Source organism: Leptolyngbya iicbica LK, assembly GCF_004212215.1.
In the GTDB taxonomy this organism is placed as follows: Bacteria; Cyanobacteriota; Cyanobacteriia; order Phormidesmidales; family Phormidesmidaceae; genus Halomicronema; species Halomicronema iicbica.
Window position 1 is genome coordinate 806,539 of the sequence record NZ_QVFV01000002.1, and the last position, 26,929, is coordinate 833,467.

Genomic DNA, 26,929 nt, shown 5'->3' on the forward strand with positions numbered 1-26,929 from the left:
TACCTTGGTTGTATCGCAATAAATTCCTGTCATCCTCTTCGTTATTTTCGCTAAAGTAGTAGCAATTTGTGTGTACCCAACCTCCGGAGAATTGCGATGGGCTTAGCGCCGAAGCAAATTGGTCTATCCGTCATTACCCTGCTAGTCGGCGGCGGCATCGGTTGGGTTGGCCATCAGCAGTTACAAGCACGGAGTCTAGAAGCCACAGCAGTCGAAACCGCGCCTCTGGTACAGACCACCTCTAATGTTGAGTTACCGCGCTCAACTGTAGCGCTAGCACCGCCAGCGACCAGCAACCCCAATTTCATTGCTGACGCCGTTAATCGCGTGGGTGCTGCCGTGGTCCGCATTGACGCTGACGGTGGCGATATTGAACTGCCCGAAGGGCTCGAAAATCCTTTCTTCCGCCGCTTTTTTGGCGATGAGATGCCCGTGCCGGAGCCCTTTCAGCAAGGCACTGGCTCAGGCTTTATCATCTCGTCCGACGGTCAAATCATCACCAACGCCCACGTCGTTGAAGGGGCTTCGCGGGTGACCGTAACCCTCACCGATGGCCGCACCTTTGAAGGCTCAGTGGTAGGCACCGACAAAGTCACTGACGTCGCTGCCGTTAAGATCGACGCCACGGATATGCCCACGGTGGTGTTTGGCCGCACCGATACCCTATCGCCGGGACAATGGGCGATCGCGATCGGCAATCCCCTCGGCTTGGACAACACCGTGACCGCTGGCATTATCAGCGCCTTGGGCCGCAGCAGCTCAGAAGTCGGCATTCCCGATAAGCGAGTGCAGTTCATTCAAACTGACGCGGCGATCAATCCCGGCAACTCTGGTGGTCCCCTTTTGAATGACCAGGGTGAGGTCATCGGCATGAACACCGCCATTCGCAAAGACGCGCAGGGATTAGGCTTTGCCATTCCGGTCGAAACCTTCAACCGCATTGCCCAACAGCTATTTGAAGATGGCGAGGTCCAACACCCTTACTTGGGAATTCAGATGGTGTTGCTGACCCCAGAAATTCGGGATGAAATTAATGCATCGGATGAACTGGGAGTCAAAGTCAATGCCGATGTCGGCGTTTTGATTATCCGCGTGTTGGAAGATACCCCGGCAGAAGCAGGCGGTCTCAAAGCGGGGGACATTATTCAACGGGTGAATGGCAACCCCGTCGAAACTCCCACCGATGTGCAAGCCGAAGTTGATGCAGGCGAAGTGGGACAACCCCTAGATGTAGAAATCCAGCGGGGCGACACATCTCAGACGTTGACGATCCGGCCGATGGCGTTGCCATCACAATTGCAGTAATTTGTTGGCCCTTGGTCTGTGATGATTCGACCTGCAACGACGGCAGATTTGCCCAGCATTCTGGACATTTATAACGACGCTATCCTCAATACCACAGCGGTTTATGATTACGCGCCGCACACTCTCGCCATGCGAGAAAGCTGGTTCGCCGCGAAATGTGAGGCGGGCTTTCCGGTGCTAGTTGCCGAAGAGCAGAACGAAGTTGCCGGCTTTGGGGCTTTGGGACACTTTCGAGCCTGGGAAGCCTATCGCTATACCGTTGAGAATTCTTTGTATGTCGCGCCTCAATATCGAGGACAGGGCATTGGCAAACAATTGTTAGCGCACTTAGTGCAAGCCGCTGGAGAGTTACAGCTGCATGCGATCGTGGCGGGCATTGATGCCGACAATATTGTCAGCTTAAAACTACATGAAAAGTTTGGCTTTCAAGAAGTCGCACACTTTCCCCAGGTCGGTTATAAGTTCGATCGCTGGCTCGATCTGAAATTTATGCAGCGTCTCATCGAGCCCTAATCGCTTATGCAGCCAATGCTGCCTTTACTCACACTGCGTCCACTCAGCTAGACCAGAGCAGGCCCGACAGTATGACCTGGGGTTGTTGGTGTTACCGAGCGTTATCACCAAAACCACTGTCAGAAGAAGAGTGATGGCGACGCGGTTTCCAACCAATGCGGCCACCATACGTCCCAGGCCGCCAAGCTGGGCTGTGTCGAAAATCGCGCTCTTCAACGTCTTCCACTTCGCGCTCTTTGGGTTGGGCTGGCGGCGCACTAGCGCGAGGCGGCGGCGAGGGTGCTGTGCCCCGCCCTTGGCGCTGCTGTTGAATCCGCTGTATTTCTCTCAAAGCCTCTTGCCAGGTCAAGTCTGGCTGGTGTAGCAGGTCTCGTAAAGCCTGCAACACCGCTTCCTCTTCCTGGTTTAAGTGCAAAGGTTGAGAGAGCCGAATCGGATCAACCTGTACCGCCGCAAAAGCTTGCCGTACGGCACTCTCAATCTGGGGCTTACATTCTCTGAGGGCGCGAACGTACTGATGCTCTAGACCTTTCTCACTAGATGCATACAGAGCGGGTAACCGATTAAGCGCGAATGTCTCAACTTCTAGCCGCTTAACATATTTAGCAACTCGCTCAGGCAACCCCGCAAGTTGGCGACTCACTTCTTCTGCCACCAACATTTCCATTACGTTGATGTACAGCTTTTGATGAGCAGTCCTAACCTCACCACCCATAGCTCTATACCCGTAGACGATTGATGCAAGAACTCACAGCCGCAGATGCGAATCAGGCTGTTGATTTTGACCCGTAAAAATACACCCCAGAAGCACTCAGGGGCCAGACGTCTGACGAACAAAGTCTAGAGTTTTCCCTTGCGTGCATTAATGCTCAGACCCGTTGTCTGAATTGATTTAGTATAGCAACACGCTGAAATTTTCTTTTCACGAGGTTTTGGAAAGATTACATTGTGACAATGGAAAACCAGGCATAGCTTGGAAATTAGCTGCATACTGGTGAATTTGAACGGTTCAGAGAGCAATTTGACGCCAACAGACCAGCTAGGCAAATAGTCATTGATATTGCCAGAAATTCTGCGCTGCAAAGCTTTAGAGGGTTTTTGAAAAGGTTGCTGCAGCATTCGTCAATATGAACTCTCAAAGTTCTATCAACTCATTATGCAAGCATCCTAACCTGGGAGAGTTTTTGGGAAAAATGGACGGCTACAGGCGTTGTAAAACATCACTTTGTGCCAAGCAGGATGCTGTCTACCGGGGATGGAGAAGGGAGTGCCCCTGTGCCCCTAATGGTAGAGCTTACGATGAAGCATCACCGGGGCTGCAAATCGCCACCTGCAGTAAGGTGCCGACAGTCAAGGGACTTGGGTGATCTCTGCAAAAGAAACTACCTGAAAAATGGGTCGCGTAGGTTGCGGTTGACGTCAGGAAACCCAACAGTACGAAAGATTAAAGCCGGTAAGCTCCTTGTCCCCATTCTGGAAACGTCCAAAGCTTTCTGCGCAACGCTAGACAAACTGTATATCCGATACTTCGCTTGGGGTGGGATGCAGCTCTTTGAACACCGATGCTGCCCCCGTGGACCCAATTGGATAAAGAATCTCGAATTAAAGTGATCGTGGCATATGCAGCTGATAGCTCGCAGAAATGACGCTTTCATAAAAGCTCAAACTTTGGCCAAGAGCGCACGCCAGTCCTAAGGGAAAAGGATTTGCCAGGCCACGATCGCGATCGCTAAATCAGCCCATGCATGACTGATGTAACACACCCAGAGCGATTGATAGCGTAGATAACATGCCGACCACACGGCCCCCGCCAAAAATACGCCGACCGCCCCCAAGATGGTGACGCCCCAATTTTCAGTAAAGCCAAACAGCGACACCACATGATGCAAGGTAAAACACAGCGCCGCTAAAGTCACTGCCCAACCACCCGACACCAGCACCTCACATTTGCGATAAACAAACCAGCGCCAGATGTATTCTTCGATCAGGGCATTGACCAACGTGAAATAGATCGCAAACGCCGCAAACATGGCAGGATTGAGCAAACCCACGGCTGCCGCTTGCGATCGCGTTCCTTCCCCATCAATCCACCGTTGTCCCCACAATGCAAAAGCACCATAAATCACCCCAAACATCGCCAGCCCCAGCCATCCGCCCGCGCGCCATTCCTGACGGGTGGGCCAAGTGAGCGATAGTGATTGACGATCAATCCGCCACACCCAAAGCAACGGCAGCGCCAAAATCCACACTCGGGTCGCAATAAAAATCGCTTGTCCGCCCACTGCTTGCCCATACAAACGCGCCACAATGCCCAAGTTGGCCGCCCCGACGACTAGCAATAACGCGATTACAGCAGCCCAACGCGGAGAAGACTTAAGCATCAGCCTTTCGGTCATTTTCTAATCAACAATTTATTCATCGGATGATTGAGGTGACCACGCGGTACTACTTGGCAACGACCTCAGTTTCTCGTGATGAGCCAAGGCTGGACTGCATCAGCGGCTGGGCCGAAGCCTCTTGCACTCTCAACGTAAACGGAATCGCAATAATAAAACAGACGCCCCCCAGAATGACCGCAAGCAGCCGGTTATTATCCAACAGATGAGCCATGATCCAGCCAAGGCCCAACGAGACAATGATTTCCGGCAGCACGATAAACATGTTAAAGATGCCCATGTAGATGCCGCCTTTTTTGGCGGGCAGTGAGCCCACCAGCATGGCATAGGGCAAAGACAAAATGCTGGACCAAGCGACTCCCAGACCGATCATTGGTAAAGGCACCCAGGCAGGAGACGGCACGAACCATAGGGAAATCAGCCCGACTCCACCACAGGCTAAACATAAAGCGTGAGCGATCGGGCGGCTGGTGGCGGCAGCCAGTTTGGGTAACAAAAATGAAGCGAAAAAGCAGACGGCATTGTAAGCCGCAATACACAACCCGGCCCACTCAATGCCCTGGCTATAGAGGGCCGAAGTTTCATCCGTGGCCCCAAACAAATTGTGGGCGATCGCCGGGGGAAAGTACAAAAACACACAGTACATACCCAGCCAGCTAAAGCCCTGCACCCAAGCCAATTGGCGCATGGTCGGCGGCATTTGTTTAAACGCCGTGTAAATCTCACGAACGGTGGCCCCAATACCTAGTCGGCGCTCTTGTTGTTCGCGAAAAGCCTCCATATCGCGTGGCGGTCGCTCTTCAGTGGTGAACACCGTCCACATCACCGTGCCTAAAAAAAACGCCGCCCCAATGTAGAAGGAAATTTTTACCGCTTGCGGGACTGAATTGTTGGTAGTTGAGTTCGCCGATAGCTCCAAAACATTGGAGAGCAGCCACGGCATCGCCGACGCCAGTACCGCGCCTAAGCCGATAAAGAGGCTCTGCATGGCAAAGCCTTTGGTGCGCTGTTTAGCTGGCAGCAGGTCACCGACGAAAGCCCGAAATGGCTCCATGCTGATATTGGCAGCCGTATCGAGGAGCCATAACAACCCCACCGCCATCCACAAACTGCCAGAGTTGGGTAACCAAATCAGTGCCAAAGAGGCCAAAATTGCCCCGACGAGAAAGTATGGACGTCGTCGCCCCAAAAAGCCCCAGGTGTTGTCGCTGAGGTTGCCAATGATGGGTTGCACCACCAGTCCAGTCAGAGGGGCCGCCAACCACAAAATCGGGATTTGGTCAGCGTGAGCGCCTAAATGCTCAAAAATGGCACTCGTATTGGCCATCTGCAATCCCCAGCCAAACTGGATGCCAAAAAAACCAAAACTCATGTTCCAGAGCTGCCAGAACGATAGTTTAGGTTTGACCTGCGGTGCTGAAGTCAAAAGAAGTCTCCAAGTTCATCAAAACAGCGATCGCGATCGCCAAATCGCATTGTTTACCCAACAACTAACCCCATTAATTTATGGCGCTTTATCACCATGGCTGTAGCAAACCACGGCGACAACCTGAGCTGAGTAACTACTGTCAGAACGCTAATTGCCAGATTGACTGTCACATTAGTGCAGCAACAAACGATGCCGGGCTTATTCATAATTTATTTAATAGTGTAAAAGGTCATCATTTTGTGAGCCGTCTACCAGGCGACCGAATTTTGGCCCAAAGCACACCCGGGGCTGGTTACCCCGTCTACAGACAGTTATTCAATTGGCTTGATCGAACCACGCCCTGATTGACCAGACCCTGGCACACATCGCCAACTCAGTCTGCTGCAAACAAGGTCATTTTCAGTCAGTCGCAGATCCCCGTGCCCAATCTGCTCTAGTAGGTCACACTCGGTGCCACTTCGCACGAGATGTTGAATGGCCAGTCCTTGCTCAATACAGCGAATTCTGAATGGCAACGTGACAAACAAAAGTTCTCGCCTAGAATAGGATTGCCTGCCAGGGTTGGCCGAGCGGATTAGGCAGCGAACTCATAATTCGCCTTAGACAGGTTCGACTCCTGTACCCTGGACTTTCACCTGATTTCCAAAAGCTGCAGAGTCGCCGACTAGGATTAAGCGCATCGGAAAGGGCAAATAAAGCCAAGTATTTCACTATGCGGTGGTCTCTGCTCGTGACCTGACAAAGCGTTAAGATCTCTCTGCTACGTCACAATAAGCCTGTATTAGCGCATAAATTTCTATGTTCGGCACTTTTCAACAATCGACGTTGCGGGTTGAGGTAGATGCGCCCGCTGAGGTGATTCGCGACAGCTTACTGCAACCCCGTCAATTCAAGGAATGGCTTTGGCCTCAGACATTTTCCGTGGGGCTACCTGACGTGCTGGAGCTGGGGGCAACATTCACTAGCTATCTAGGGCCGTTGCGGGTGCAGCATCAGGTAACAGATCTCACTCCCCACAACATTCGGTTTTTGCTGTGGGAAGGCGTGGATGGTTTTCATGAATGGTGCTGGGGTGATGGCTGGGTGCAATCGCGCATTGAAGGCATTTCTGTACTCCCCATTAACCTTGGTCAGAGCCTGACGTTGATGCGCCTTCAGCGATTTTTAGCCGAACAACGTGCGGTTGCCTAGGAATGGAAATTTCATATTCATATAGGTGTGGATAGCCGTCTCGGCTGTTCAAGCGCGCACAACAAACCTGGGAGTTTATAAAATCCTAATTTCTTAGGGGACTCCGTTGTGACTTGTGTGGCTGCCAGGACATTGGCGACATCGCAGGCATAATATTCCGATCATCGCGGCATTGGTCCCAGACTGCCCATCGTTTCCAAAATCGCCTCACCAAACCCTTGAAAGCAGCTTCATAGCACTTTGTTATTGTGTTTTCAGGGTGATCTCATGTTTTGCATTGAGACTACTTACATAACTATTAGAACCCTTTTCCGCGTTATGAAAATCCACGCTGACTTTAGCCAACGCGCCGTCGTAAACAGTCAAGAATTGCCCTGGGTCGAATCCCCGATGCCGGGTGTGCAGCGCCGGATGCTTGAGCGGGTCGGCGAAGAAGTTGCCCGTGCTACTTCTGTCGTGCGTTACGCGCCTGGCAGCTATTTTTCCGCGCATACTCACGGCGGTGGCGAAGAGTTCATCGTGCTGGAGGGAGTGTTTTCAGATGAGCACGGCGATTTTGGCCCTGGCACTTATGTTCGTAATCCAGTGGGGTCTAGTCATACGCCCTACAGCAAAGAGGGAGCCACAATTTTGGTGAAGTTGTGGCAAATGGATCCTGATGACCAAACTCAGGTCACGCTTGATACTCGTAGAGCTCAATGGTCTCCCGGTTTAGTGGATGGACTACAGGTATTGCCTTTGCATGCCTACGGCACTGAACAGGTCGCCCTGGTCAGATGGGCACCGGGCACACACTTTCAGGCCCATCGTCACTGGGGCGGCGAAGAAATTTTTGTGCTAGAAGGGACGTTTGCCGATGAGCATGGCACATATCCCCAAGGCTGCTGGTTGCGGAATCCTCACGGCAGCATCCACACTCCGTACAGTGACGAGGGTTGTCTGATTTATGTCAAGACTGGGCACCTTGCTGGGCAGCTTTTGACCCCAGTAGCGGTGGGAGGTGTCGCATGACTTCCGTACGGGTAACGTCTAATGATTCTCACTTTGGGCAGGATGTCACGATCCGCCAATTTCGGCTGGCGGCGGATGAACCGCCGACTCTGGGGGGCGATGATGCTGGCCCGACGCCTTGCGAGTGGATGCTGACTGCACTGGGGTCTTGTAAGGCGATCACCCTCAAAATGTATGCTGAGCGCAAAGGCTGGAAGCTCGATCGCGTGAGTGTCGATTTAACCTATGAAGCGCAAGCCGGAGAGGCAAAGATTGAGGCTAACTTGACTCTCGAAGGTGACTTGACGGAAGAACAACGACAACGACTGCGCGAAATTAGCGATCGCTGCCCGGTCCAAAAGCTGCTCAAACAACCGACTCAGATACAGACCCAGTTGCTCGCCCAGACGCCAGATTAATTATACTTTTCTGCCGACATTTACTCATTCAAAAAAGGAAATAAAACGGCCTTTGGAGACAGTGACGTCTCGAAGAATCATGTCGTTTAAGACTGATCAGACCGATCACCAGAGATAATAGAAGAAAAGGCATTATCGTGGATTCTGGATGCCTTCAATTTGGTTAAAGAGCGATTCCCAATGCTCTAGAAAAGCATTATTTTCCTAGCTTGTTTATTCGATCGCTGTCTGCTTTCTCATGGTTAGGGATAGCGTGTTGATGTCATCGGGCCTAACTCTACACTGCCGATAAAACCATGAACCCTGCACCACAACCATTGTCTTGGAGGTGTCAGTACCATGACCGAAACCCTGTTTTTTAACCCAACCCTGTACCTCATAGTCAAGTTTTTGACGCTGCTCATGGTGATCTCTGTTTATTGGTTGATCACCTCACATGGGGCAAAGCATCACCAGCCAGAGTCTTAGGAATAGGGATTTAATTAAGTGTGGACAGCCGTCTCGGCTGTTCAAGAGCAGGCAAGATATCTGCCTGGCAAAACTGGGATTTTATACAATCCTGATTCTTGAGCACATGGCTGAGAGTGCGGCAGTCAATCGAGTGTGAGCGGGGGGAATGTCGCCTGACAGCCCTGTTGTCTTTTGGGGGCGATCGCTAAGCGGTAGGATGCGAAAATGTGATTGCTTGAATGCCGTGATTTTGGCTGATGATGATGGATCAACTACCGCCCCTCACCACCGATACCCTCTGGGATATTTTGCATGAAAAGTTGGCCGACGACACGGTCAATCAGCTGGTTTGGCATTATTTGGGCTATCGCTACGATGCCACCCAAGAGACGTGGGACACCAGCGCCGTTGCCCCAACTTGGGTAGAAAAGTACCCCACCCCGCCCAACTTTATCGATAGCCGTCCGGCAACAGTGCAACTCACCCGCTCTATTCCGAAAGCCAATAAGCAGCTGCTAAAGGAATACCTGGGCTTTAAGGGCTACAGCGTCGATCAGCTGGTGCCCCGACTCACACGGCGGGCCACGATGACCAACTGGTTGCTGAGTTACATGCAAGAGCAAGGTCTATTGTCGTAAGCTGGCGCAGGTGGGCTTGACCAGAAGATCAGGCTCAAGCAGTCGTTGAGTGGATGAGATTTTCGGTGGGTGAAATGAAGCCCAGGACTGGGGCGGCAAACTCTTGGCTAAACCATTCTCTGGTTTTAGGATGCTTCTTGGTCGATGGGACGACAAATGCCAAAGACAGACGTGTAACCGTGCAAAAACGTGGTGCCGCCCACCGGGCCGATTTCGCCCCCGCAAAAGAAACCGCCCAGAGGTAAATCGCCCACAAACTCCTGAAATAGCTGAGCATCAAAATTGGGCTTTTGATACAGGCCCTCGCCTCGGCCCAGGCAAGCAAACATCAACGCGCCCAAGGGGGTGTCAGCGTCCAACTTATGCTCGCTGCGATATCGAATCAGCAACGTTTCGAGGTCGTCGGCTGAGGTGCGGGCATCGCGCAAATGAAACTGCAAGCGCTGACCAACGCGCACGCGATCGCCGATGGCCAGGGCTCCCAAACGCGGATCAACGCCGAGTAAGTTACGAATGAGAAAATCGCCGGGCTGCAGATCTTGCTTAAAGCCGTCTTGGACGATGCCGACATGCAAGGAATCTTGGGCGAGTTCGCGATCGGCCTCGCTAAGGTTTTTCAGAATGTCTTGCAGGGCGGCCAGAGGGGTTTGGGTGTCGCCCCCAAAGTCGTCGCATTCTTCGAGTTCGAGCACGATGTTGCGATCGCCCGCCGCAATGCGAAAGGGGCGACCGATAGGACGGCAGCCCTGGGCCACGATCGCGTCCAAAGTGACGTTGCCCGATAATGCGACACCGACGACGCCCTCGGTTTGTCGCGTGCCATTCCAAAAGAGGCTGCTTTCTCGTTGCAGGGGGCTGCCAGTAGCTAAGCCCCCCACTTTAACCGCCCCTGGATAAGCAAAATCAAGTCCTTGCAACAGCTCAGTGATGCTCGCGGTAAAGGGATCAGCCAACAAAATGAAACTCGGCTGATCGGCGGGTGAGACGCCAATTTTTTGCACCCAGGCATCAGGAGGACTGTCTAAATCGGGCAAATCCTCGGCTGTTAGGGCAAAGGGTTGAATCTTGGCACCCGGCAAGGACGCGACACAAAGGCTAATGCCGGGACAGTGTTCAACTTCTTGGGCCGTGCTGTTGGGGGGCGTGCCCACTACACCGCCACCACTACAGCCAATCAAGCAGGGCAGCGGCAGCGCTTCTTCTAACAGCGGCAGCAACCGAGCAAACTCACTGCCATAGGCATCGGAAATAAAAACCAGGCCCAAATCAGGAGCCGTATGCAGCTGCGCCTGAATTTGTTCGGCCAGGTCGCGCACGGCCAGCTCTAAAGAGACTTGGGTCGATAGGGCACTCACCCACTGCATGGATTGAAGGGTTTCGGGCACGGTTCTCTCCTGAGGGATGTGGCATATGAGCCATGCGGTCAGCGATCGCTCCCTCCATAGGCGCAATCGTGAGCCGTCAGGTCGCGATGGTAAGGAGCCAGCAACGCGGCGGTCAGTATTGCAACCGCAATGGCCGTTTAGCGATCGCTGTTTATCAGCCTAAGCGAAATGCCTGACCTTGTTCCAGTCTGGCGACAAAACTGAACCTGTGATAGATCGTTCAGTGACCCTCGGGTCGATGCCCATCGTCACATCGTTCAGTAGCGTTATTTCTAAGTTGGGAGCATCGGAGAAAAACCGAACAATCAGTAAGGTTTTTGGCCCTACAGCAAGATTGAATCTCGCTGTAACTTACATAAATAAGGGTGTTAAATCTTCATTCCTCGATGAAGGAATATTACAAGATTTGGGCTAGAGCATTGCTCTGTAAACGTTTGCCACGATTTACACTGTTCTGACCAAAGGCGAAGGTTACACTAACCGAGAACATCTGCTGCGTCACTAAATTCTGTTTACGTCTAGCTGACCGCAGCACCTATCGACTAAGGACGTTTTAATAGGGTTCCTATGAGCAACAACATTCAAGAGAAAATTCAAGAAGAGCTGCAAGCGGCTCGAAATGCTTGCGACACCTCTGGCGCCAGTTCGTCGGAATGCGCTGCCGCTTGGGATGCCGTTGAAGAACTACAAGCAGAAGCCTCTCACCAGCGAGTCGGTGGCCCCAAAAAGACTTCCCTGGAAGCCTACTGCGACGCCAACCCGGAAGCTGACGAGTGCCGGGTTTACGAAGATTAATCGGCGTTGCTGATTAATTCTCTAATGCTCAAAAAGGCCACCCTGATATCAGGGTGGCCTTTTTATTAGCAATGGCGCGGAGTCGTGGCGTTAGTAATAGGTGCCCACTTTGCGATGGTGAACGGCAGTGACGCCATCTGGGTCAGAGACTTTGCCCTCGTCCACCGTGCAGTAGACGATCCAGTGGTCGCTGACTTCCATGCGGCTGGTGACGGTACATTCCAGATAAGCGAGAGCATCGCCGAGGATGGGCGAGCCGTTTTCTGCCGGTCGGGTGCGGATACCTGCAAAGCGATCGCCCCCGGGTGGAAAGCGCTTCAAGAAATGCTTCATCAGCGCCGCGTAGTTGCCCTCTTCCAAAATGTTGAGCACAAAGGTATCGCCCACCTGCATTAAGGACTCGATCGCCCGGTCTTTCGCCACCGCCACGGTGAAGCCTAAGGGTTGGAAGCTGGCTTGAGACACCCACGACGCCAGCATGGCACTGGAAACATCGCCTTTTTGCGCGGTGATAATGTACAACCCGCTGCTAATGCGGCCCAGGGCTTTTTCCATCTCCGCGTTGAGGGACTTCAGCTTTTTCAGCTTTTTGGCTTGGGCCAGCAGTTGGCCAAAGTCAGTACCCGCTTCATCACAGAGCTGGTAGATGCCCTCGTCGGGGGTGTCTTTGATCCGAATCGGGTCGAAGCCGACCCGCAATTCCAAATCTTGGAGCCGCGTCGCCAGGGTGTCGATGGGTTCGTCGTCGCCGCCGTAAGACTCAAACAGTCCCACTGCTTGCTTGTCACTGACGGCGGCCAAAATCGTGCCGAGGGCAGCTTGGGCCACGGTGGCACCAGAGGCAGGCGGCATACCGATAACGAGGCCCCGAGCCCGACCCACCAATTCGTTTACCTCTTGAGGATCAGCGGATCGCAGATCCATCATTTCGACGGCGACGCCGGTTTTGGTGATGCCGCGGGCGATCGCTTGGGAGATGCGATCGCTATAGCCATAGTCCGACATGTAGAAGACGGCGACCATCGTTTCGGCCTGACTCTTTTCCTGGCTCCAGCTACGATAGCGCTCGGTCAATTCGGTCAGGTGATGGCGCAGCAGCGGCCCGTGCCCCGTCGCAACGGTGGTGATTTCTGGCAGCTTGTCCATGCGCTTCATGGCCGAGAGCACCGACCGCGCATTGGGCGCCATCAGACATTCGTAATAGAAGCGAAAATCGGGGGAGATGGCGGCCAGGTCGGCGTCATACACGTCGTCGCTGCAATAGTGCAGACCAAAGGCATCGCAGGTAAAGAGCACCTGGCTGTGATGGTCATACGTAAAAATGGTGTCGGGCCAGTGCAGGTTCGGCGCGTTGACGAATTCCAGCACGTGGCCGTTGCCCAAATCGAGCTGGTCGCCATTTTTGACCTGCATTTTTTCGAAGGGCTGATGCACCAGGTCTTCGAGGAACTGGAGCGCAACTTTAGCGCCCACCACCGTGGCGTTAGGGGCCAGGGCCAGCACATCGCGCACGAGGCCGCTATGGTCAGGTTCGGTGTGGCTGATGATGAGGTAGTCGATTTCGGCAGGATCAATCTGGCCTTTCAACGTCTCCAAATAGAGTTCGCGGAACTTTGCGTGGGAGGTATCCACCAGCGCCGTCTTTTCGCCGCGAATCAGAAACGAGTTGTAAGTGGTGCCATTTTGTAGGCCAAACTCGATGTCGAAGCGATCGCGATCCCAGTCGAGCGATCGCATTGCCGTGGTATCGGCGGCGATATTCGGCTCCACCTGCATCGTGAGGCGTTTTTGGGTTTGGGGTGCGGCTACGACCATCGAGCGCTCCTTATCATTAACGGATTTAACAACAGCAATGTTTCTTAACTTCTTCCATTGTGCCGTATTCCTCTAGATTAGGCAGTTAGGATCTTTTATCAATGTTTTGAGTTTCGCTAAAGCGGGCTATGGCCACCAACCCATTCACCATTGAACCGACGGCAGACGGTAGCGCCACGTTCTATTCCGACACGTTTGGGGAATGGTTTCACAGTCGCAGCGGGGCTTACGACGAGGCTCGCCACACCTATGTGCAGGCGACGCGGTTAGTCGAACGCGCCCAAAACCAGGGCCAAATCACCATTCTGGACGTGTGCTACGGCTTGGGCTACAACACGGCGGCGGCGCTGGAGGCGATTTGGGCGGTGCAGCCCGATCTGCCCATTCGCCTGGTGGGGCTGGAGTTAGATATGACGGTGCCCCAAGCCGCGATCGCCCAAGGACTACTCAAAGATTGGCCCGAGGCGGTACAAGCGGCTCTGGGGGCGATCGCTCGCCCTCACCCCAAATCCCTCTCCCAAAATTGGGGGAGGGACTTTCTGGAATTGCCTCATTTAAATGCAGAACTCCTCATCGGCGATGCGCGGCAGCAGATTCAAACGTTGGTGGCGCAAAATTTTCAGGCGGATGTCGTGTTTCTCGATCCGTTTTCGCCGCCCCGGTGTCCGCAGTTGTGGACGGTGGAATTTCTCGGTTTGGTGGCCCAATGTCTGCACCCGCAAGGGATATTGGCGACTTACTCCTGCGCGGCGGCGGTGCGGGCAGCACTGCAACTGGCGGGATTGCACATCGGTTCGCTGGCGGCTCCTGGTCGGCGCTGGCCAAGCACTCTGGCCAGTTATGGCGAGGGCAATTTGCCGCCGCTCTCGCAGCAAGAGCTAGAACATTTGCAGACCCGGGCGGCGGTGCCCTATCGCGACCCAACACTGAAGGATGACGCGGCGACAATTCAACAACGGCGATCGCAAGAGCAGGCCCAATCCACACTTCAATCCACAGGAGAGTGGCGGCGACGGTGGCTAAGTTCTTAGCAGCGGTTCACTAGAGGGACGTGGCAGGCGCGATCGCGGATTAATTATCGTGAGTCAATGCGATTTGCCTTGGTTCTTGAACGTTGCACGGGGCTACAGATGAGCGGCGATCGCTGCTGTCGTTCAGCGGTGTCCGAATCAAACGAGAAACCGACCCTTGATCGCAGCAAAAAAGCGCCATCTTAATACAGATGACGCCGGTACTTGGCGGGTCTAGTTAGCACGTACACAGGCAGCAGCGATCGCTGCCTATGCACAACTTTGCTGGTATTACTCACTGGGAGATTCCTGGGCGTACTTGATTTCATCGGCCAGCAGAAAGGTCGATTCAGCAAAGGTCGCTTCGATTTCTTCTACGACCGTGTTATCCAGAGCGATTTCATAATCCTTCTCTAGATCAGTGACCACAAACTGCTGGACTTCACCCGACAGCTCCACATATTCACCAGGACTTGGCAGCGGCGCGGTCTCGTCTCGCAGGACGATCAACACCCCTTCGTCAGCGGCAAAATATTCTTCCTCGCGCAAAATGAATGCCCGCGAGTCATAGGTTTCCACCACTTCACCCACCACAGTCAGGGTTTGACCCAAGTAAAGTTCGGGATTGTCGGTCAAAATTTCTAAGCTTTCAGGCTTTTCCGCTACCTCTTCTGAGTAGGTGCTGGCATCTTCTTCGGTCGCTTGGGGCTCTGGATTAGAACAAGCACCCAGACCGACTAACGTGGCCATCACGACTGGCAAACCCACCAAAGTTTTGACCTTACGAGGTGCGGAATTGCGATGAGTAGATTGAGGTCGCATAAGTACCTCCTGTGTAACAACGAAAAGTCACCCTCACGATCAGAACCAGGGCATCTCTAAAACAAGCCACTGATGCCTTAACGCTAGGTGCACGTGGCAAACGCATCATCAGACTGTCGATTTGCCGGCAACTCGATCGCGAGCGAAAGAGCTACCTGAGTCTAAGAAGGTTGCCATTACTTCTTACACACTAGGAAAAAACAGGTGCTTGATGGCTCCCACGTTAGCCAGAATCCAGCCTGGGTGGAAAGTTAGAAATCCTCAGGCAGAGAAACGTACAGTCTGAACATTTTGCCGCCACCGTCCCTCCCTAGAATCCGAGGCAGCATAGGTACGTTTGGAGAGCGGATATGAAACTCATCGGTGTGGATATCGGCGGCACGTTTACCGACCTGATTTTGGCGGATGTCGCCCAGCAGCAGACCTGGATTCACAAAGTCCCTACCACCGTTGAAGACCCCTCCATTGGCATGATTCAGGGCATTCAAACCCTGTGTGAAATGGCCGAGGCAGACTATGGCGACATCGAGCATGTGCTCCACGGCACGACGATCGCCACCAACACCCTGCTCACCCACGACGGCGCCCGCACGGGGATGATCACCACCGAGGGCTATCGCGACATCGTGCACATTGGGCGGCACCAGCGCCCCCAGCACTACTCAATCATGCAGGATATTCCCTGGCAGGCACGGCCCCTGGTGAAACGGCGCGATCGCAAAGTCGTGCCCGAACGCCTCGACCCGCGCGGCGAAGTACTGACCCCGCTAGATGAAGATGCTGCCCGCACCGCCATCCAGGAGTTGAAAGAAGCGGGCGTAGAATCCGTTGCCATCTGCTTCCTCAACTCCTACTTCGACTCTCGCCACGAAGACCGGGTGGCCGAACTCGCCCAGGAACTGTTCCCCGAGGCGTTCATCACTACCAGCGCTAGCATCTTTCCCCAGTTCCGCGAGTTTGAGCGGTTCACCACCACCTGCATCAACGCCTTCGTCGGCCCCAAGGTAAAGCGCTACATCCAGAACCTCAGCCGCAGTTTGAAGGAACAGTCCGTGCGGGGCGAATTGCACATCATGCGCTCCAACGGCGGCGTGGCGACGGCAGAGGTCGCAGGTGAGCAACCCGTCACGTTGCTACTGTCGGGACTCGCAGCGGGTGTATTAGGAGGCGCGGCGGCGGGGGAAAGATCGCAGCGCGATCGCCTCATCACCTTTGACATGGGCGGCACCAGCACCGACATCGGCATCGTTACCGAGCGGGGCTTTGCCGAAGCCACCGCCCGCGACACCTGGATTGCGGGCTATCCCGTCATGGTGCCGATGATCGACGTGCATACTATTGGCGCGGGGGGCGGCAGCATCGCCTATGTGGATGAGGGCGGCGCGTTCCGGGTAGGGCCGCGCAGTGCTGGAGCCGAACCGGGTCCCGTTTGCTACGACAAAGGCGGCACCGAAGTCACCGTCACCGACGCTAACGTGGTGCTGAATCGTCTCGATCCCGACCATTTCCTCGGTGGCGAAATGGCGATCTATCCCGACAAAGCCTTCGCTGCCGTCCAAGCCCTCGTCGATCGCGTCGGCCTCGACCTTTACGAAACCGCCGCAGGCATTCTCACCATCGTTAACAACAACATGGCGAATGCCATCCGCTCTCGCACCATTCAAAAAGGGCAAGATCCCCGGCAGTTCGCGCTCGTGGCCCAGGGAGGCGCAGGACCACTCCACGCGGCGGAAGTGGCGCGATCGCTGGGCATTCCCGAAGTGATTGTGCCGCGCTATCCCGGCATCACCTCAGCGATGGGGCTGCTCACCACCGACCTCAAGCACGACCTGATTCAGAACGAGTTCACCCTCAGCACTGACCCGCATTTGGATAAGCTCAACGCCGATCTGCAAGCGTTGGAAGATCAGGTCATCGAACAGCTGCGAGCCGATGGCTTTAGTGCCGATCAGATGACGTTGCAGCGATTTGCCGACTGTCGCTATGTGGGGCAGGGGTACGAGTTGCGGGCGATCGTCCCGAATGGGGAACTGGATGAAGCGGCGCTCCAAAGCGTGTGGCAACAGTTCCACGACCTACATACCGCCGAATACGGTCACTCCTTCCCCGAAAATCCGGTGGAGCTAGTCACTCTGCGCGTCACGGGCACTGGCCCCATGCCGAAACTTGCAGGGCTACCCGTCCCGGCTGAAGGCCAGGTGGAAGATGCATGGCTCAAAACTGCGGTCACCTACTTCCGGGTTGATGGTCAATTGGAGAAGTATTCGACGAACTTTTTTGAACGCGATCGCCTTCCCATCGGTGGTGAAATTGAAGGCCCAGCGGTCATCTTCCAAAAAGATTCCACCATTCTGCTGCCCCCCCACAGCCATACCACCGTGGAGGCGAATGGTAATTTGCTGATTCGTTTGGCAGCGGCGTCAGCGACTGACCCCAGTATGGCTATGGCCGCCGCCGTGTAAACCACGCGGACTCGCCAACGACGCAAAGCCTCAGCCCGTGGCGGTTATGCCATGGGCGGGAGACATCAATTGTGGCTCGCAATTCTTTTCAAACCATAAAGATTCTGTTGCGTCTCAATAAGCAAGTCATCCAGACTTTAAATTCATGGGTATGCTGTTGCAAACGGTCACGAAGATCTACACAACGGCCCCTCATCATGAGTCAGCAAAGCCAGTTGATTGAGTTTCTCCAACATGAATTGGCGGTTCCGACTGAGGCGATCGCCCTGGGGCTGAGGCGGTCGGCGTCATCGCCTAACCTGTTGCCCATCGTGCTCTGGCAATATGGCTTGGTGACGACCCATCAACTCGACCAAATCTACGATTGGCTAGAAGCCAGCATCATGACTTGAGGCGTTCGCTGCCCAACCCACTAATCCTTACTGGGCAATTTTTGCCCTATGCGCGCCCTTCCATCAACGGCTAACCGCGATAAGAGTATTGCCAAAACTTCGTCCCCATCTCAACAGCTTGACGAGCGGTCAAATCAATTTAGCCAAAATTGCCCAAAATTTTGAACAGCAAAGCTGCTGGCAGCATTGCCCTTCGTCGACATAGCGCAAAAATCGCTCGACGCATCCGGTCTTCAAAATACCCAACCGTTCTCTCCTTCGGCAAGGCAAGCTGCGCTGATGGGAGAGAGTAAATTTAGGGAGTTGGATGGCAGATGCAACCAATGACACTCAATTACTCAAACCACCATATTGCGTGAAATAAAGCATCGTCAGCAGGCTGCGTATTAGGATGAGGGCGGTACTTGGTTTATGAGTGACTGATGCTGGTAGCTCCAAGGCTAGCAGCTGGTAATAACGCGCCCCCGTTGATGAATTCTGGGTCTAGCTCCAATCAATGACTTCTCCCCATACTCTGACGCAAACCTCTCGCCAGCGTAGCTTTGGCGGTTGGCAAGATGTATATCAGCACCACTCTGACGTGCTGGCTTGTGACATGAACTTTGCAGTTTACCTGCCGCCCCAAGCTGAGGCCCAGTCCTGTCCGGTGGTGTATTGGCTAAGTGGACTGACCTGTACCGAGCAAAATTTCATCACCAAGGCCGGAGCCCAGCAATATGCAGCGCAGCACGGGCTGATTATCGTTGCGCCCGATACGAGTCCTCGGGGTTGTAAGCTGCCGGGGGAAGATGACAGCTACGACTTTGGCAGCAGTGCCGGATTTTATCTGAATGCCACGCAGGAGCCCTGGGCGCAGCATTACCGGATGTATGACTACGTGGTGACAGAATTGCCGGGAGCGATCGCGGCCAACTTTCCAATTCGCGAGACCCATCAAGGCATCATGGGCCACTCCATGGGTGGCTATGGCGCGCTGATGATTGCCCTCCGCAATCCGGGACGCTTCAAAAGTGTGTCGGCGTTTGCGCCAATCGTGGCTCCGCCGCAGGTGCCCTGGGGCAAAAAAGCCTTTAGCAATTACCTGGGCAGTACCCTATCCGATTGGCTAGCTTACGACCCGACTCACTTGGTCAAGACGGCCCCCGAACGGCTGCCCATTTTGATCGACCAGGGCGATGCTGACTCATTTCTCAAAGAGCAGCTGCAACCGGAGTTATTTGCCGCAGCGTGTCAGGCGGTCAACCATCCCCTAACCCTCCGAATGCAGCCCGGTTATGACCACAGCTATTACTTCATCGCCAGCTTCATGGGCGATCACTTAGCACACCATGCTGCGACGTTAGTTCCGTAAGTGCGCAACTAGCAACCCATCAAAGCGACGACACGCCATGTTTCGTCAAATCGGCTGGAGTGCAGAATCCCGGTTCCTTTCAGAAACCGGGATTCTGGACGATCGCGTCGCGTATGGGTCAATATCGCGTTGAGTGGGATTTTGAGGGCGATCGCTCAATCAGAATTACCGGTGGTTTCAGTCCTGCTATCTACTCAATCGGTTATCCGAACTAGATCGTGTGTTCAGGTGCGGTGAGTTTAGCTACAATCTGGCCCAGTAACCCCGATACCGTTTTGATTGAGGAGCCCCATCAAGGTGCAGAGCGTCGCCACCAGCCGAAATGCTCATTTGATTCAGTTTTTGCAGAATGAGCTCGATATTCCACCCGCTGCCATTAACGTGGCTATGCGCCATTACGAACAAGATCCTGGCCCGTTGCCAATGGTGCTCTGGCAATATGGTTTAGTCTCACTCGACCAGCTTGAGCAAATCTACGACTGGCTAGAAGTGGCTTAATGAGTCTGATCCGCGCCAGGCAGCGGGCGATCGCTTACCTCGATCAAGCATCAGCCCCAAGAGAACAGACGAGAACCGATTAGCCACGCTCTGCCAAACCTCTTTTGCCCCAGCGCTGCCCCTCAAAGGCGGAATTTGGAGCTTCATGAAGACCCTGAGATGTCCGCCATCGCCCGCCGTATGATTGGCCTATGACAGACCTGACAATTACTCGGCCCGACGACTGGCATCTCCATTTACGCGATGGCGCAACCCTCAAGGCAGTGCTGCCGCACACTGTGCGCCAATTTGCCCGCGCCATCGTCATGCCCAATCTCAAACCACCCGTGCGTTCCGTCGCTGACGCTACGGCTTATCGCGATCGCATTCTTGCCGTGATTCCCCCTGGGCAAACTTTCGAACCGTTGATGACGCTGTATCTGACGGACAATACTAGCCCCGACGAAATTATGGCCGCCCAGGCCACCTCGTTTATCAAAGCGGTGAAGTACTATCCGGCTGGGGCGACGACCAATTCAGACTCCGGCGTGACGGATATGCGTAACTGCGATCGCGTCTTTGAAGCGATGCAGCAGGTCGACATGCCACTACTGCTGCACGGCGAAGTCACCGATGCCGGGGTGGATATGTTCGATCGCGAAAAGGTGTTCATCCACCAGCACCTTATCCCGTTAAAAGAGCGCTATCCACAACTGCGAGTCGTATTGGAACATGTCACCACTGCCGATGCCGTCGAGTTTGTAAACGCCACGGATCGGATGGCCGCCACCATCACCCCCCAACATTTGCTGTTTAGCCGCAACATTTTGTTTCAGGGTGGCCTGCGCCCGCATTACTATTGCCTACCCATTTTGAAACGCGAAACCCATCGCCAAGCCCTGCTGCAAGCAGCGACTTCCGGCAACCCCAAATTCTTCTTAGGCACCGACAGCGCCCCCCATGCACGAGGTGATAAAGAGAGTGCCTGTGGCTGTGCGGGCTGCTTTTCAGCTTTGCATGCGATCGAACTCTATGCCGAGGCGTTTGAAAGCGTGGACGCCTTAGATAAGTTAGAAGGCTTCGCTAGCTTCTACGGGCCAGACTTTTACCAGCTGCCCCGCAATACGGAACAAATTACCTTAACTAAAACACCTTGGCAGATTCCTGATGCCGTGCCATTGGGAACAACGGAATTGGTGCCGCTCAGAGCTGGAGAAAAGCTGTCGTGGCAAATGGCCTAAAGCGCACTAACCGTAGACCATACGCAATCCCCTCAAGATAGGCGATTAAAAAATCAGGATGGCTAGATGCTGCCCGTCCCGAACCGTTACTGATTCACCACCAAATGCCAATCGGCAGCCATCCCCAGGGTCGTAGTCTTGGCAGCCCCGCTTTGGTAAGGCCCTAGATTTTGCGTCAGGACATACATCGGCGTCTCTTGGGGCCAGCGCTCTAACAAAGCTGCAGAGGGTTGGGCAACGACGCGGCGATCGCAATAAAAGTCCAGCGATGGGCGATTATAAAAATCCGCCATATATATAGATGCATCTCGTGGCACCTGCCCATTGATGAGATTTGCCACGGGCAATACCGGAAACGCCTCCCCTAGCTCCCACAACCAATGATCAGACAGCATCAAAGCAAGGAAACTCGCATAAAGGCCCGCCATCAAAATGGGGATAAAGCGTGTTTGTTGCCGAACCGCCCAGTAGGCGGCGAGCCCAGTCGTCAGCATCACCCCCAACCCCGTAGCAGCCAAAGCTAACGAAGGTTCTGGCCCCCAGGAGCTGGCATACACCATGCCTCCGGCTCCGCCCACACTGAGTAGAGCGAGTAATATCGCCCAGCCTAGGGGAATCCGTTTGAGGGTTAACTCGCGCCCACTCCAGTGACGATGGCGATTCCATGTAGCGGCGAGAGCCACCCCCACCGTCATCGCCATCGCCGGATACAGCGGATAGATGTACCAAGGTAGTTTGGTGCTCATCACGGAAATCGTTAGCAGATACCCGACCGTCCACACCAAGATGAGTTTGGCCCAGGCAGTATGACGCGATCGCCAGGTCAGCCATAAGCCCGTAGGCCAAAATATCAACCAAGGCCAGCTGTATTTCAAGAGCTCCAGCAGGTAATACCATGGCGGGCCTTGATGATCTTCGACCGTATCCCAAACCCGACTGAGATTTTGGTTCAACAGCGTGACATCAACAAATTGATCACCGTAGTATTGCCACTGCAACGCATACCAACCGATTACCGGGAGGCTACCCAGCCCCACACCGCCCCATAGATAGGGCGATCGCCATTCCTTGGGCGCATCCCACAGCACCCACAGAAGCGCGATCGCTAGAAGTAACCCACCCAAAATTCCTTTGGTCAGACACATCGCGGCAAAACAAGCCCCCACCCCCAGATAGGCCCACGGCTGACGCTGCGATCGCCGCAACAACCAGAGCAGCGTAATAAAAAAGCACACCACGGCCCCATCCAGCATCGCTAAACGACCATGCCGCACCACTGGCAACCAGGTCAAATAAACGCCTGCTCCCATCAAGGCATAAAGCCGGGTGGGCAAGACCTCACGCCCCAAAAGAAACAGCATTGGCACCGAAGTCGCCGTCAAAATCGCCCCAGGGAGTCGCGCCACCCAAGTCTGCACGCCAAAGGTTTGAAAACAGACAGCAATCAAGCTGTGCAGCAGCGGCGGTTTGTTGAGATAAGGTTGACCCCACAGTTGAGGATGCAACCACGCTGCCCAGGTCTCCCCTCGACTCATCTCTCGAGCCACTTGCGCCACGGTCCCTTCATCCCAGTCCCGCAACGGCACGCCAGCCAAATCAATGCAGCAAATTAACAGTGCCGCTCCCCATAGCAGCAACCAGCAAGTCCAGTTATTTCGTCGGGTTGTCGAATTTGAGATCATGCAGATGGTGAAAGGCATTCGTAAGAAGATTCTCACCCGTTGATGGCGATTTCGCACCTAGGCCTAACCCGGCGATCGCTCGATAGTCGCCCAGTCTAAGCGGCACAACCGCATAATGAGCAGCTCAAATCCGTATTACTAGGCCATCAGACAACACCAGACTTATAAAAAGTTCACACAATCAGCCGTCGTCTAGAAAATGTAAAGATAGCTACCTGATTGAGTAAAACTTCTTAAAGCTTCAGGCAAGTTACTAAGAGTAAGTCACTCGCTAATTAGCAGTTTTAGATCGAATGACGTCAACATTTTTTTTGAGCTCTTACAAAAAAAACTTTTTGTGGAAATTCTCATAAAGATTCCGTGATTTAAACCACTTTATCCCGGATTTTTTTTGCTATCGAAACCAGAGTTCGCATAATTACTGACGGCATTTAGCAGTCGAAGGAGCCTCTGAAACCCTCTGATATCAGGCTTGAACATGCTTACCTGTATATGTATTCCGCAGATATACGGATACTTTTTTTGCCGTGTACTGAGAGTCCCGTATAACAACGATGGTGTTATATGAGCCAGATGTTGAAAATGAATCTAGTTTCCTAAAACTGTCGCTCTAAACGCAAGGAAATCCATCGAAATGGCTAACCAGACTTCTTCTCTTCGCTCTCGCGGTATGGAAATGCTGATTGCTTACAAAAATCAGCCTTCTGTTGAATTGCGTAATCGCTTGGTTCGCTTGAATGCGGGCCTTGTGAGAAAGATTGCCCACCGTGTCAGCCATCAGTGTTCTGAACCCTACGAAGACCTTGAGCAAATTGGTTACTTAGGCCTCATTCGCGCCATTGAGCGCTTTAACCCTGTTCAAGGATGCGCCTTTAGCTCTTTCGCTGTGCCTTACATCCGTGGTGAAATGCTCCATTTCTTACGCGATCGCGGCACTACTGTTAAGATTCCCCGTCGTTGGCAAGACCTGCAAAAGGAAGCGCAAAAATGCCAGGGCGAAATGATTCGCCAGCTGGGTCGCCAACCCAACGATCATGAAATGGCCCAAGCGCTCTGCGTCTCAGTCGAAGAATGGCGCGAAGTCAAAATGGCCAACAAGAACCGGATGCCCCTGAGCCTCGATGCAACGGTTTGCCACCAGATTGATTCCAGCATCACACTGGGTGATACCCTGCCCGACACCTATTACCAGCGCATGCAACTGCTCGAGGAAGATCGTCAGCAACTCCAGCGAGCCATGGCTCAACTTGAAGACAAAACTCGCTCCGCAATTGAGTATGTGTTTTTCAATGGCTTGTCCCGCAAAGAGGTCGCGGAACGGATTGGCGTCAGCCCCATGACAGTGACCCGCCGCATTCAACGCGGCATCGATCAGATGGTGGCTTTTTTGCAGCCGCAAGCTTTGCAAACTGAGCCATAAGTTCAGGTCACTATCAGTTATTCAAAGTCTTGTCTTGACTGGGTTGGAAACAACCAAACTTGCGTATAGGGTGTATTCGAGGAGCATGGTGTATTCGCTGTGCTCCTTTTTGTGTAACAACTGACCGAGAAGGTGTTTTCACAACTGGGTAAGCTCCGAGCAGAGAAAAATAGCGTCGGCGCTCAGGAATTTTGAGCAGGCATGAACACCGCCATAATCTAAGCGATCAAACTGGCCTTGAGCTATGACGCCATGCATTGTTGCCAGCAGTTACTGCAGCGCATTTCTTCCCAAACGTGAGTTCGACGAGCAGCAATACAGTCGAGGCTGCATTGGATAAATTCTATGCTCAGCGATGAACACCAAAGGAAATGGTTCAGCGCGGCCAAGCTGATGGACAGCCCAATGACGGTGTCATGCATCCGCATTGATTGGGAGGAGCAAATAGTTTCGCTAGCTGGATGCTGTTAAGGGGCGAGTTGTCGTGAGTAAGCCCCCAGTTGTCGGTATAGAACTGCTCGATACCAAAGGGTGCCACAAACTCCATGGAGGCCGTGAGAGCATGGTCTCCATGAGGAGGGAAGAGGCCAGAACTTCACCGATCGCATGATCGCTGGCATGCCAGAGCCAACATTCCTAGCGTTTCCGACTGGACGTGGCTCGACATTTCGTCCTTTTCAGCTGCCTCAACCCGCGTTAGGATGCCAACTGTTGGTAAAGTTTGAGGTTGTTCTAAAGCGCCCCGATGAACCGATCCCTGGAGGCGATATTTTTCGAGTTTCCCACTTGCGATCGCCAGGCGCATCCTCAGAACCCGTGCGGTATAGCGGATGCCAGGACCATTCCTTGCCATCTAGCTGACTGGCTCTATTACCCCAAGGACATGTTTTCGATAGGGATAGTCGAAAATGATAGGAAACCTGAGCACAGTCAGGGTTGCGACAGCGATAACGCTGCTACTTAATTATGCCGTTTTGGCTACATTAGTCGTCTGGCAGTGAGGTCTACAGGCCGGTTCTAGTACCATGACAGGCTTGTAGGATAGATGCCCGTGTCATATTGACTCATTAAACAGGCCTGGAACATTACTTAATCATTCTTCCCTAATCAGAATCTTGCTCAAGTATTGCCTTTCTGCTTGGGTAACTGTGAATCGTTAGGGGATAAGGCACTGAAAATGGCATCATGTACCCACTGAATCGTTCTTCTGTTTATTGTGGCTGGGTTTAATCGCTTATTCGAGAGCATTCAACAAGCTGTTAATACGCCGTTTCTCCGCGTCGGAAATGGAACCTTAACGCTAAGCGCAATCGCTGAGTTTTTGTTGGCAATCCTCCTCACAATTCTTTTTGCCTTAGTCTTTAAAAAAGTCCTGGCGGAAATTGTCTTACGGAGATTGGGGCTCAAGCAAGGTGTGCGAGAGTCCGTTGCCACCATCGCCAGCTATGGACTTAGTACTCTTTTTTGCTTAGTACTTTTACAAACATTAGGAGTTAGTTTTGCTTCGATTGCCGTTTTAGTCGGCAGTCTTGGTATTGGCATTGGTTTTGGCTTTCAAGACTTAACGCGAAATTTCATTAGTGGCTTAGCATTACTTGTTGAACATAAGCTTAAGGTCGGCGATTTTATTGAGTTAGAAGGTCTTACTGGATATATCGTCGAAATTTCCCTGCGGTCAACTGTGATTCGTACCATTACTCAGCGCCACATTGTCATTCCCAATAGTGAGCTTTCGGGCAATAAAGTCATTAATTGGACTTATCAACACACCAAAGGTTGGATTCCCATTGACGTCAGCGTCACTCACGAAAGTGATGCCGTCATTGTAATTGAAGCGCTGCTCGACTCGGCTTACTTAGAAGAAAGTGTTTCTTATGAATACCCCCCAGAGGCTTACTTTACTGGTTTCGGTGAATATTCATTAGATTTTGTCCTCTGGGTCTGGGTAAACCGTATTGATCTGAAACATAAAACAGAAAGTTCTCTCCGATTTATTATTGACCAAAACCTCCGGCAGCATCAGATCCGGCTTGCATCACCTCGTTATGACTTGTGGCATCGCAATCCGAATGTTGTCTTAAAATCTTCAGTCGACAACTATTTACAACATACTGACCTACAAAATATATCGTCTTCATTTAGCAATCCCTTGCCCAAGCCTATTGCAACCCGCGATTTACTCAAAGCAATTCCTTACTTTCGAGATTCAAGCCCAGTTGAGTTGAGGAAACTGGTGGAAGTTGGCCATCGTCGGCGTTTAGAATCAGGGGAGATTTTGTTTAATGAAGGAGAGCCAGGTGACGCTTTTTATATCATTTTGTCTGGCGCTGTAAGTTATCAATTACAAGGTTATAAAGAACCCACTATTCTAAAATCTGGGCAATTCATCGGTGAATTCTCATTAATGTTGGGCGTACCCAGAACTGTTACGGTCGTAGCAATTGAAGAAACGACTGTATTTTCTATTAGTCCTGGGGGCTTTAAGCAGATACTGCAAAGTCAACCAAAACTTTACAACTGTATCGTGGATGCCATGGGTCGCCATGAGGATGAACTCACGCAACAACAGCGTCGTCTTAGAGAGCTAGGTTTAATTAATAGCGAGTACGACAAAAATCCAGTTGGTTGGGTTAAGAAACAACTGGACAAGTTGTTTTTTCCGCATACCCCATAAACCAGGCTCAAAGAATTTTCTGATATTTACTTCACCAACGTTACAGGGAAAATGCTGTGGCTGTTACAGTTG

The 26,929-nt window shown here is 52.9% G+C and carries 24 protein-coding genes and 1 tRNA gene; 18 read left to right on the plus strand and 7 right to left on the minus strand.

The features are described 5' to 3' along the window. Positions 1–96: 96 nt before the first annotated feature. Positions 97–1,305: an HhoA/HhoB/HtrA family serine endopeptidase gene (locus DYY88_RS10595; protein ID WP_039728064.1), complete on the plus strand. Its 1,209-nt coding sequence runs from the start codon at positions 97–99 to the stop codon at positions 1,303–1,305. A 21-nt stretch (positions 1,306–1,326) separates the two neighbouring features. After that, complete coding sequence (locus DYY88_RS10600; RefSeq protein WP_039728063.1) at positions 1,327–1,818, plus strand: GNAT family N-acetyltransferase; 492 nt, start codon at positions 1,327–1,329, stop codon at positions 1,816–1,818. A gap of 91 nt (positions 1,819–1,909) precedes the next feature. Here DYY88_RS10600 and DYY88_RS10605 read toward each other — a convergent pair whose 3' ends face one another. The 3 genes from DYY88_RS10605 to DYY88_RS10615 all read right to left on the minus strand — a co-directional run bounded on the left by DYY88_RS10605 (position 1,910) and on the right by DYY88_RS10615 (position 5,586). After that, complete coding sequence (locus tag DYY88_RS10605; protein ID WP_084607120.1) at positions 1,910–2,533, minus strand: late competence development ComFB family protein; 624 nt, start codon at positions 2,531–2,533, stop codon at positions 1,910–1,912. Positions 2,534–3,509: 976 nt separating this feature from the next. Then, positions 3,510–4,199 carry a CPBP family intramembrane glutamic endopeptidase gene (locus DYY88_RS10610; RefSeq protein WP_039730148.1) on the minus strand — a complete coding sequence of 230 codons (690 nt, stop codon included), beginning with the start codon at positions 4,197–4,199 and terminating at the stop codon, positions 3,510–3,512. 64 nt (positions 4,200–4,263) lie between these two features. Continuing rightward, positions 4,264–5,586 carry an MFS transporter gene (locus DYY88_RS10615; protein WP_130199397.1) on the minus strand — a complete coding sequence of 441 codons (1,323 nt, stop codon included), beginning with the start codon at positions 5,584–5,586 and terminating at the stop codon, positions 4,264–4,266. 612 nt (positions 5,587–6,198) lie between these two features. On the opposite strand from DYY88_RS10615, the gene DYY88_RS10620 reads away from it, so the two are divergent. The 5 genes from DYY88_RS10620 (at position 6,199) to DYY88_RS10640 (ending at position 9,331) form a co-directional block, all read left to right on the plus strand. Continuing rightward, positions 6,199–6,271 (plus strand) — tRNA-Ile (locus DYY88_RS10620). A gap of 170 nt (positions 6,272–6,441) precedes the next feature. Further along, positions 6,442–6,834, plus strand: a complete 393-nt coding sequence (locus DYY88_RS10625) for an SRPBCC family protein (RefSeq protein ID WP_039728061.1) — start codon at positions 6,442–6,444, stop codon at positions 6,832–6,834. A gap of 318 nt (positions 6,835–7,152) precedes the next feature. Beyond that, the gene (locus tag DYY88_RS10630; RefSeq protein ID WP_039728060.1) at positions 7,153–7,845 is read left to right on the plus strand and encodes a cupin domain-containing protein; all 693 of its coding nucleotides are present in this window, start codon (positions 7,153–7,155) and stop codon (positions 7,843–7,845) included. Then, a complete protein-coding gene (locus DYY88_RS10635) occupies positions 7,842–8,243 on the plus strand; it encodes an OsmC family protein (protein ID WP_039728059.1) in 402 nt (133 codons plus the stop codon). The genes DYY88_RS10630 and DYY88_RS10635 overlap by 4 nt, the downstream gene beginning before the upstream one ends. A 713-nt stretch (positions 8,244–8,956) precedes the next feature. Next, on the plus strand, positions 8,957–9,331 hold the full coding sequence (locus DYY88_RS10640) for a DUF1823 family protein (RefSeq protein ID WP_039730147.1): 375 nt from the start codon (positions 8,957–8,959) through the stop codon (positions 9,329–9,331). A gap of 125 nt (positions 9,332–9,456) precedes the next feature. Here DYY88_RS10640 and DYY88_RS10645 read toward each other — a convergent pair whose 3' ends face one another. Then, on the minus strand, positions 9,457–10,716 hold the full coding sequence (locus DYY88_RS10645) for an FIST signal transduction protein (protein WP_302849236.1): 1,260 nt from the start codon (positions 10,714–10,716) through the stop codon (positions 9,457–9,459). Between the two features lie 25 nt (positions 10,717–10,741). Here DYY88_RS10645 and DYY88_RS24125 point away from each other — a divergent pair, with 25 nt between their 5' ends. Together DYY88_RS24125 and DYY88_RS10650 are read left to right on the plus strand one after the other, a co-directional pair. Then, positions 10,742–10,879: a hypothetical protein gene (locus tag DYY88_RS24125; RefSeq protein ID WP_163685968.1), complete on the plus strand. Its 138-nt coding sequence runs from the start codon at positions 10,742–10,744 to the stop codon at positions 10,877–10,879. Positions 10,880–11,283: 404 nt separating this feature from the next. After that, the gene (locus tag DYY88_RS10650) at positions 11,284–11,511 is read left to right on the plus strand and encodes a Calvin cycle protein CP12 (protein ID WP_039728056.1); all 228 of its coding nucleotides are present in this window, start codon (positions 11,284–11,286) and stop codon (positions 11,509–11,511) included. 90 nt (positions 11,512–11,601) lie between these two features. On the opposite strand, the gene DYY88_RS10655 is transcribed toward DYY88_RS10650, so the two are convergent. Further along, complete coding sequence (locus DYY88_RS10655) at positions 11,602–13,326, minus strand: diflavin flavoprotein (RefSeq protein WP_039728055.1); 1,725 nt, start codon at positions 13,324–13,326, stop codon at positions 11,602–11,604. 128 nt (positions 13,327–13,454) lie between these two features. Here DYY88_RS10655 and DYY88_RS10660 point away from each other — a divergent pair, with 128 nt between their 5' ends. Further along, positions 13,455–14,357, plus strand: coding sequence for a tRNA (5-methylaminomethyl-2-thiouridine)(34)-methyltransferase MnmD (locus tag DYY88_RS10660; protein WP_039728054.1), 903 nt, complete (start codon positions 13,455–13,457; stop codon positions 14,355–14,357). 270 nt (positions 14,358–14,627) lie between these two features. Here DYY88_RS10660 and DYY88_RS10665 read toward each other — a convergent pair whose 3' ends face one another. Beyond that, entirely contained in the window at positions 14,628–15,158 is a 531-nt protein-coding gene (locus DYY88_RS10665) for a hypothetical protein (RefSeq protein ID WP_130199398.1), read from the minus strand. 350 nt (positions 15,159–15,508) lie between these two features. Here DYY88_RS10665 and DYY88_RS10670 point away from each other — a divergent pair, with 350 nt between their 5' ends. From DYY88_RS10670 to pyrC, 5 genes are all read left to right on the plus strand, one after another. Continuing rightward, the gene (locus DYY88_RS10670; protein ID WP_039728052.1) at positions 15,509–17,620 is read left to right on the plus strand and encodes a hydantoinase/oxoprolinase family protein; all 2,112 of its coding nucleotides are present in this window, start codon (positions 15,509–15,511) and stop codon (positions 17,618–17,620) included. Positions 17,621–17,817: 197 nt separating this feature from the next. Next, the gene (locus tag DYY88_RS10675) at positions 17,818–18,012 is read left to right on the plus strand and encodes a DUF2949 domain-containing protein (protein WP_039728051.1); all 195 of its coding nucleotides are present in this window, start codon (positions 17,818–17,820) and stop codon (positions 18,010–18,012) included. A 496-nt stretch (positions 18,013–18,508) separates the two neighbouring features. Next, positions 18,509–19,363 (plus strand): S-formylglutathione hydrolase, encoded by an 855-nt coding sequence (gene fghA / locus DYY88_RS10680; protein ID WP_044151323.1) that lies wholly within the window; start codon positions 18,509–18,511, stop codon positions 19,361–19,363. Positions 19,364–19,660: 297 nt separating this feature from the next. Beyond that, complete coding sequence (locus DYY88_RS10685; protein WP_039728050.1) at positions 19,661–19,861, plus strand: DUF2949 domain-containing protein; 201 nt, start codon at positions 19,661–19,663, stop codon at positions 19,859–19,861. A gap of 191 nt (positions 19,862–20,052) precedes the next feature. Then, complete coding sequence (pyrC, locus tag DYY88_RS10690) at positions 20,053–21,081, plus strand: dihydroorotase (RefSeq protein WP_039728049.1); 1,029 nt, start codon at positions 20,053–20,055, stop codon at positions 21,079–21,081. Between the two features lie 86 nt (positions 21,082–21,167). Here pyrC and DYY88_RS10695 read toward each other — a convergent pair whose 3' ends face one another. Beyond that, entirely contained in the window at positions 21,168–22,667 is a 1,500-nt protein-coding gene (locus DYY88_RS10695; protein WP_242517611.1) for an ArnT family glycosyltransferase, read from the minus strand. A gap of 13 nt (positions 22,668–22,680) precedes the next feature. On the opposite strand from DYY88_RS10695, the gene DYY88_RS24875 reads away from it, so the two are divergent. The 3 genes from DYY88_RS24875 (at position 22,681) to DYY88_RS10705 (ending at position 26,857) form a co-directional block, all read left to right on the plus strand. Further along, on the plus strand, positions 22,681–22,806 hold the full coding sequence (locus DYY88_RS24875) for a hypothetical protein (protein ID WP_302849237.1): 126 nt from the start codon (positions 22,681–22,683) through the stop codon (positions 22,804–22,806). A gap of 591 nt (positions 22,807–23,397) precedes the next feature. After that, the gene (locus tag DYY88_RS10700; protein ID WP_039728046.1) at positions 23,398–24,183 is read left to right on the plus strand and encodes an RNA polymerase sigma factor SigF; all 786 of its coding nucleotides are present in this window, start codon (positions 23,398–23,400) and stop codon (positions 24,181–24,183) included. Positions 24,184–25,399: 1,216 nt separating this feature from the next. After that, positions 25,400–26,857 carry a mechanosensitive ion channel domain-containing protein gene (locus DYY88_RS10705; protein ID WP_052288526.1) on the plus strand — a complete coding sequence of 486 codons (1,458 nt, stop codon included), beginning with the start codon at positions 25,400–25,402 and terminating at the stop codon, positions 26,855–26,857. The last annotated feature ends 72 nt before the right edge of the window (positions 26,858–26,929 follow it).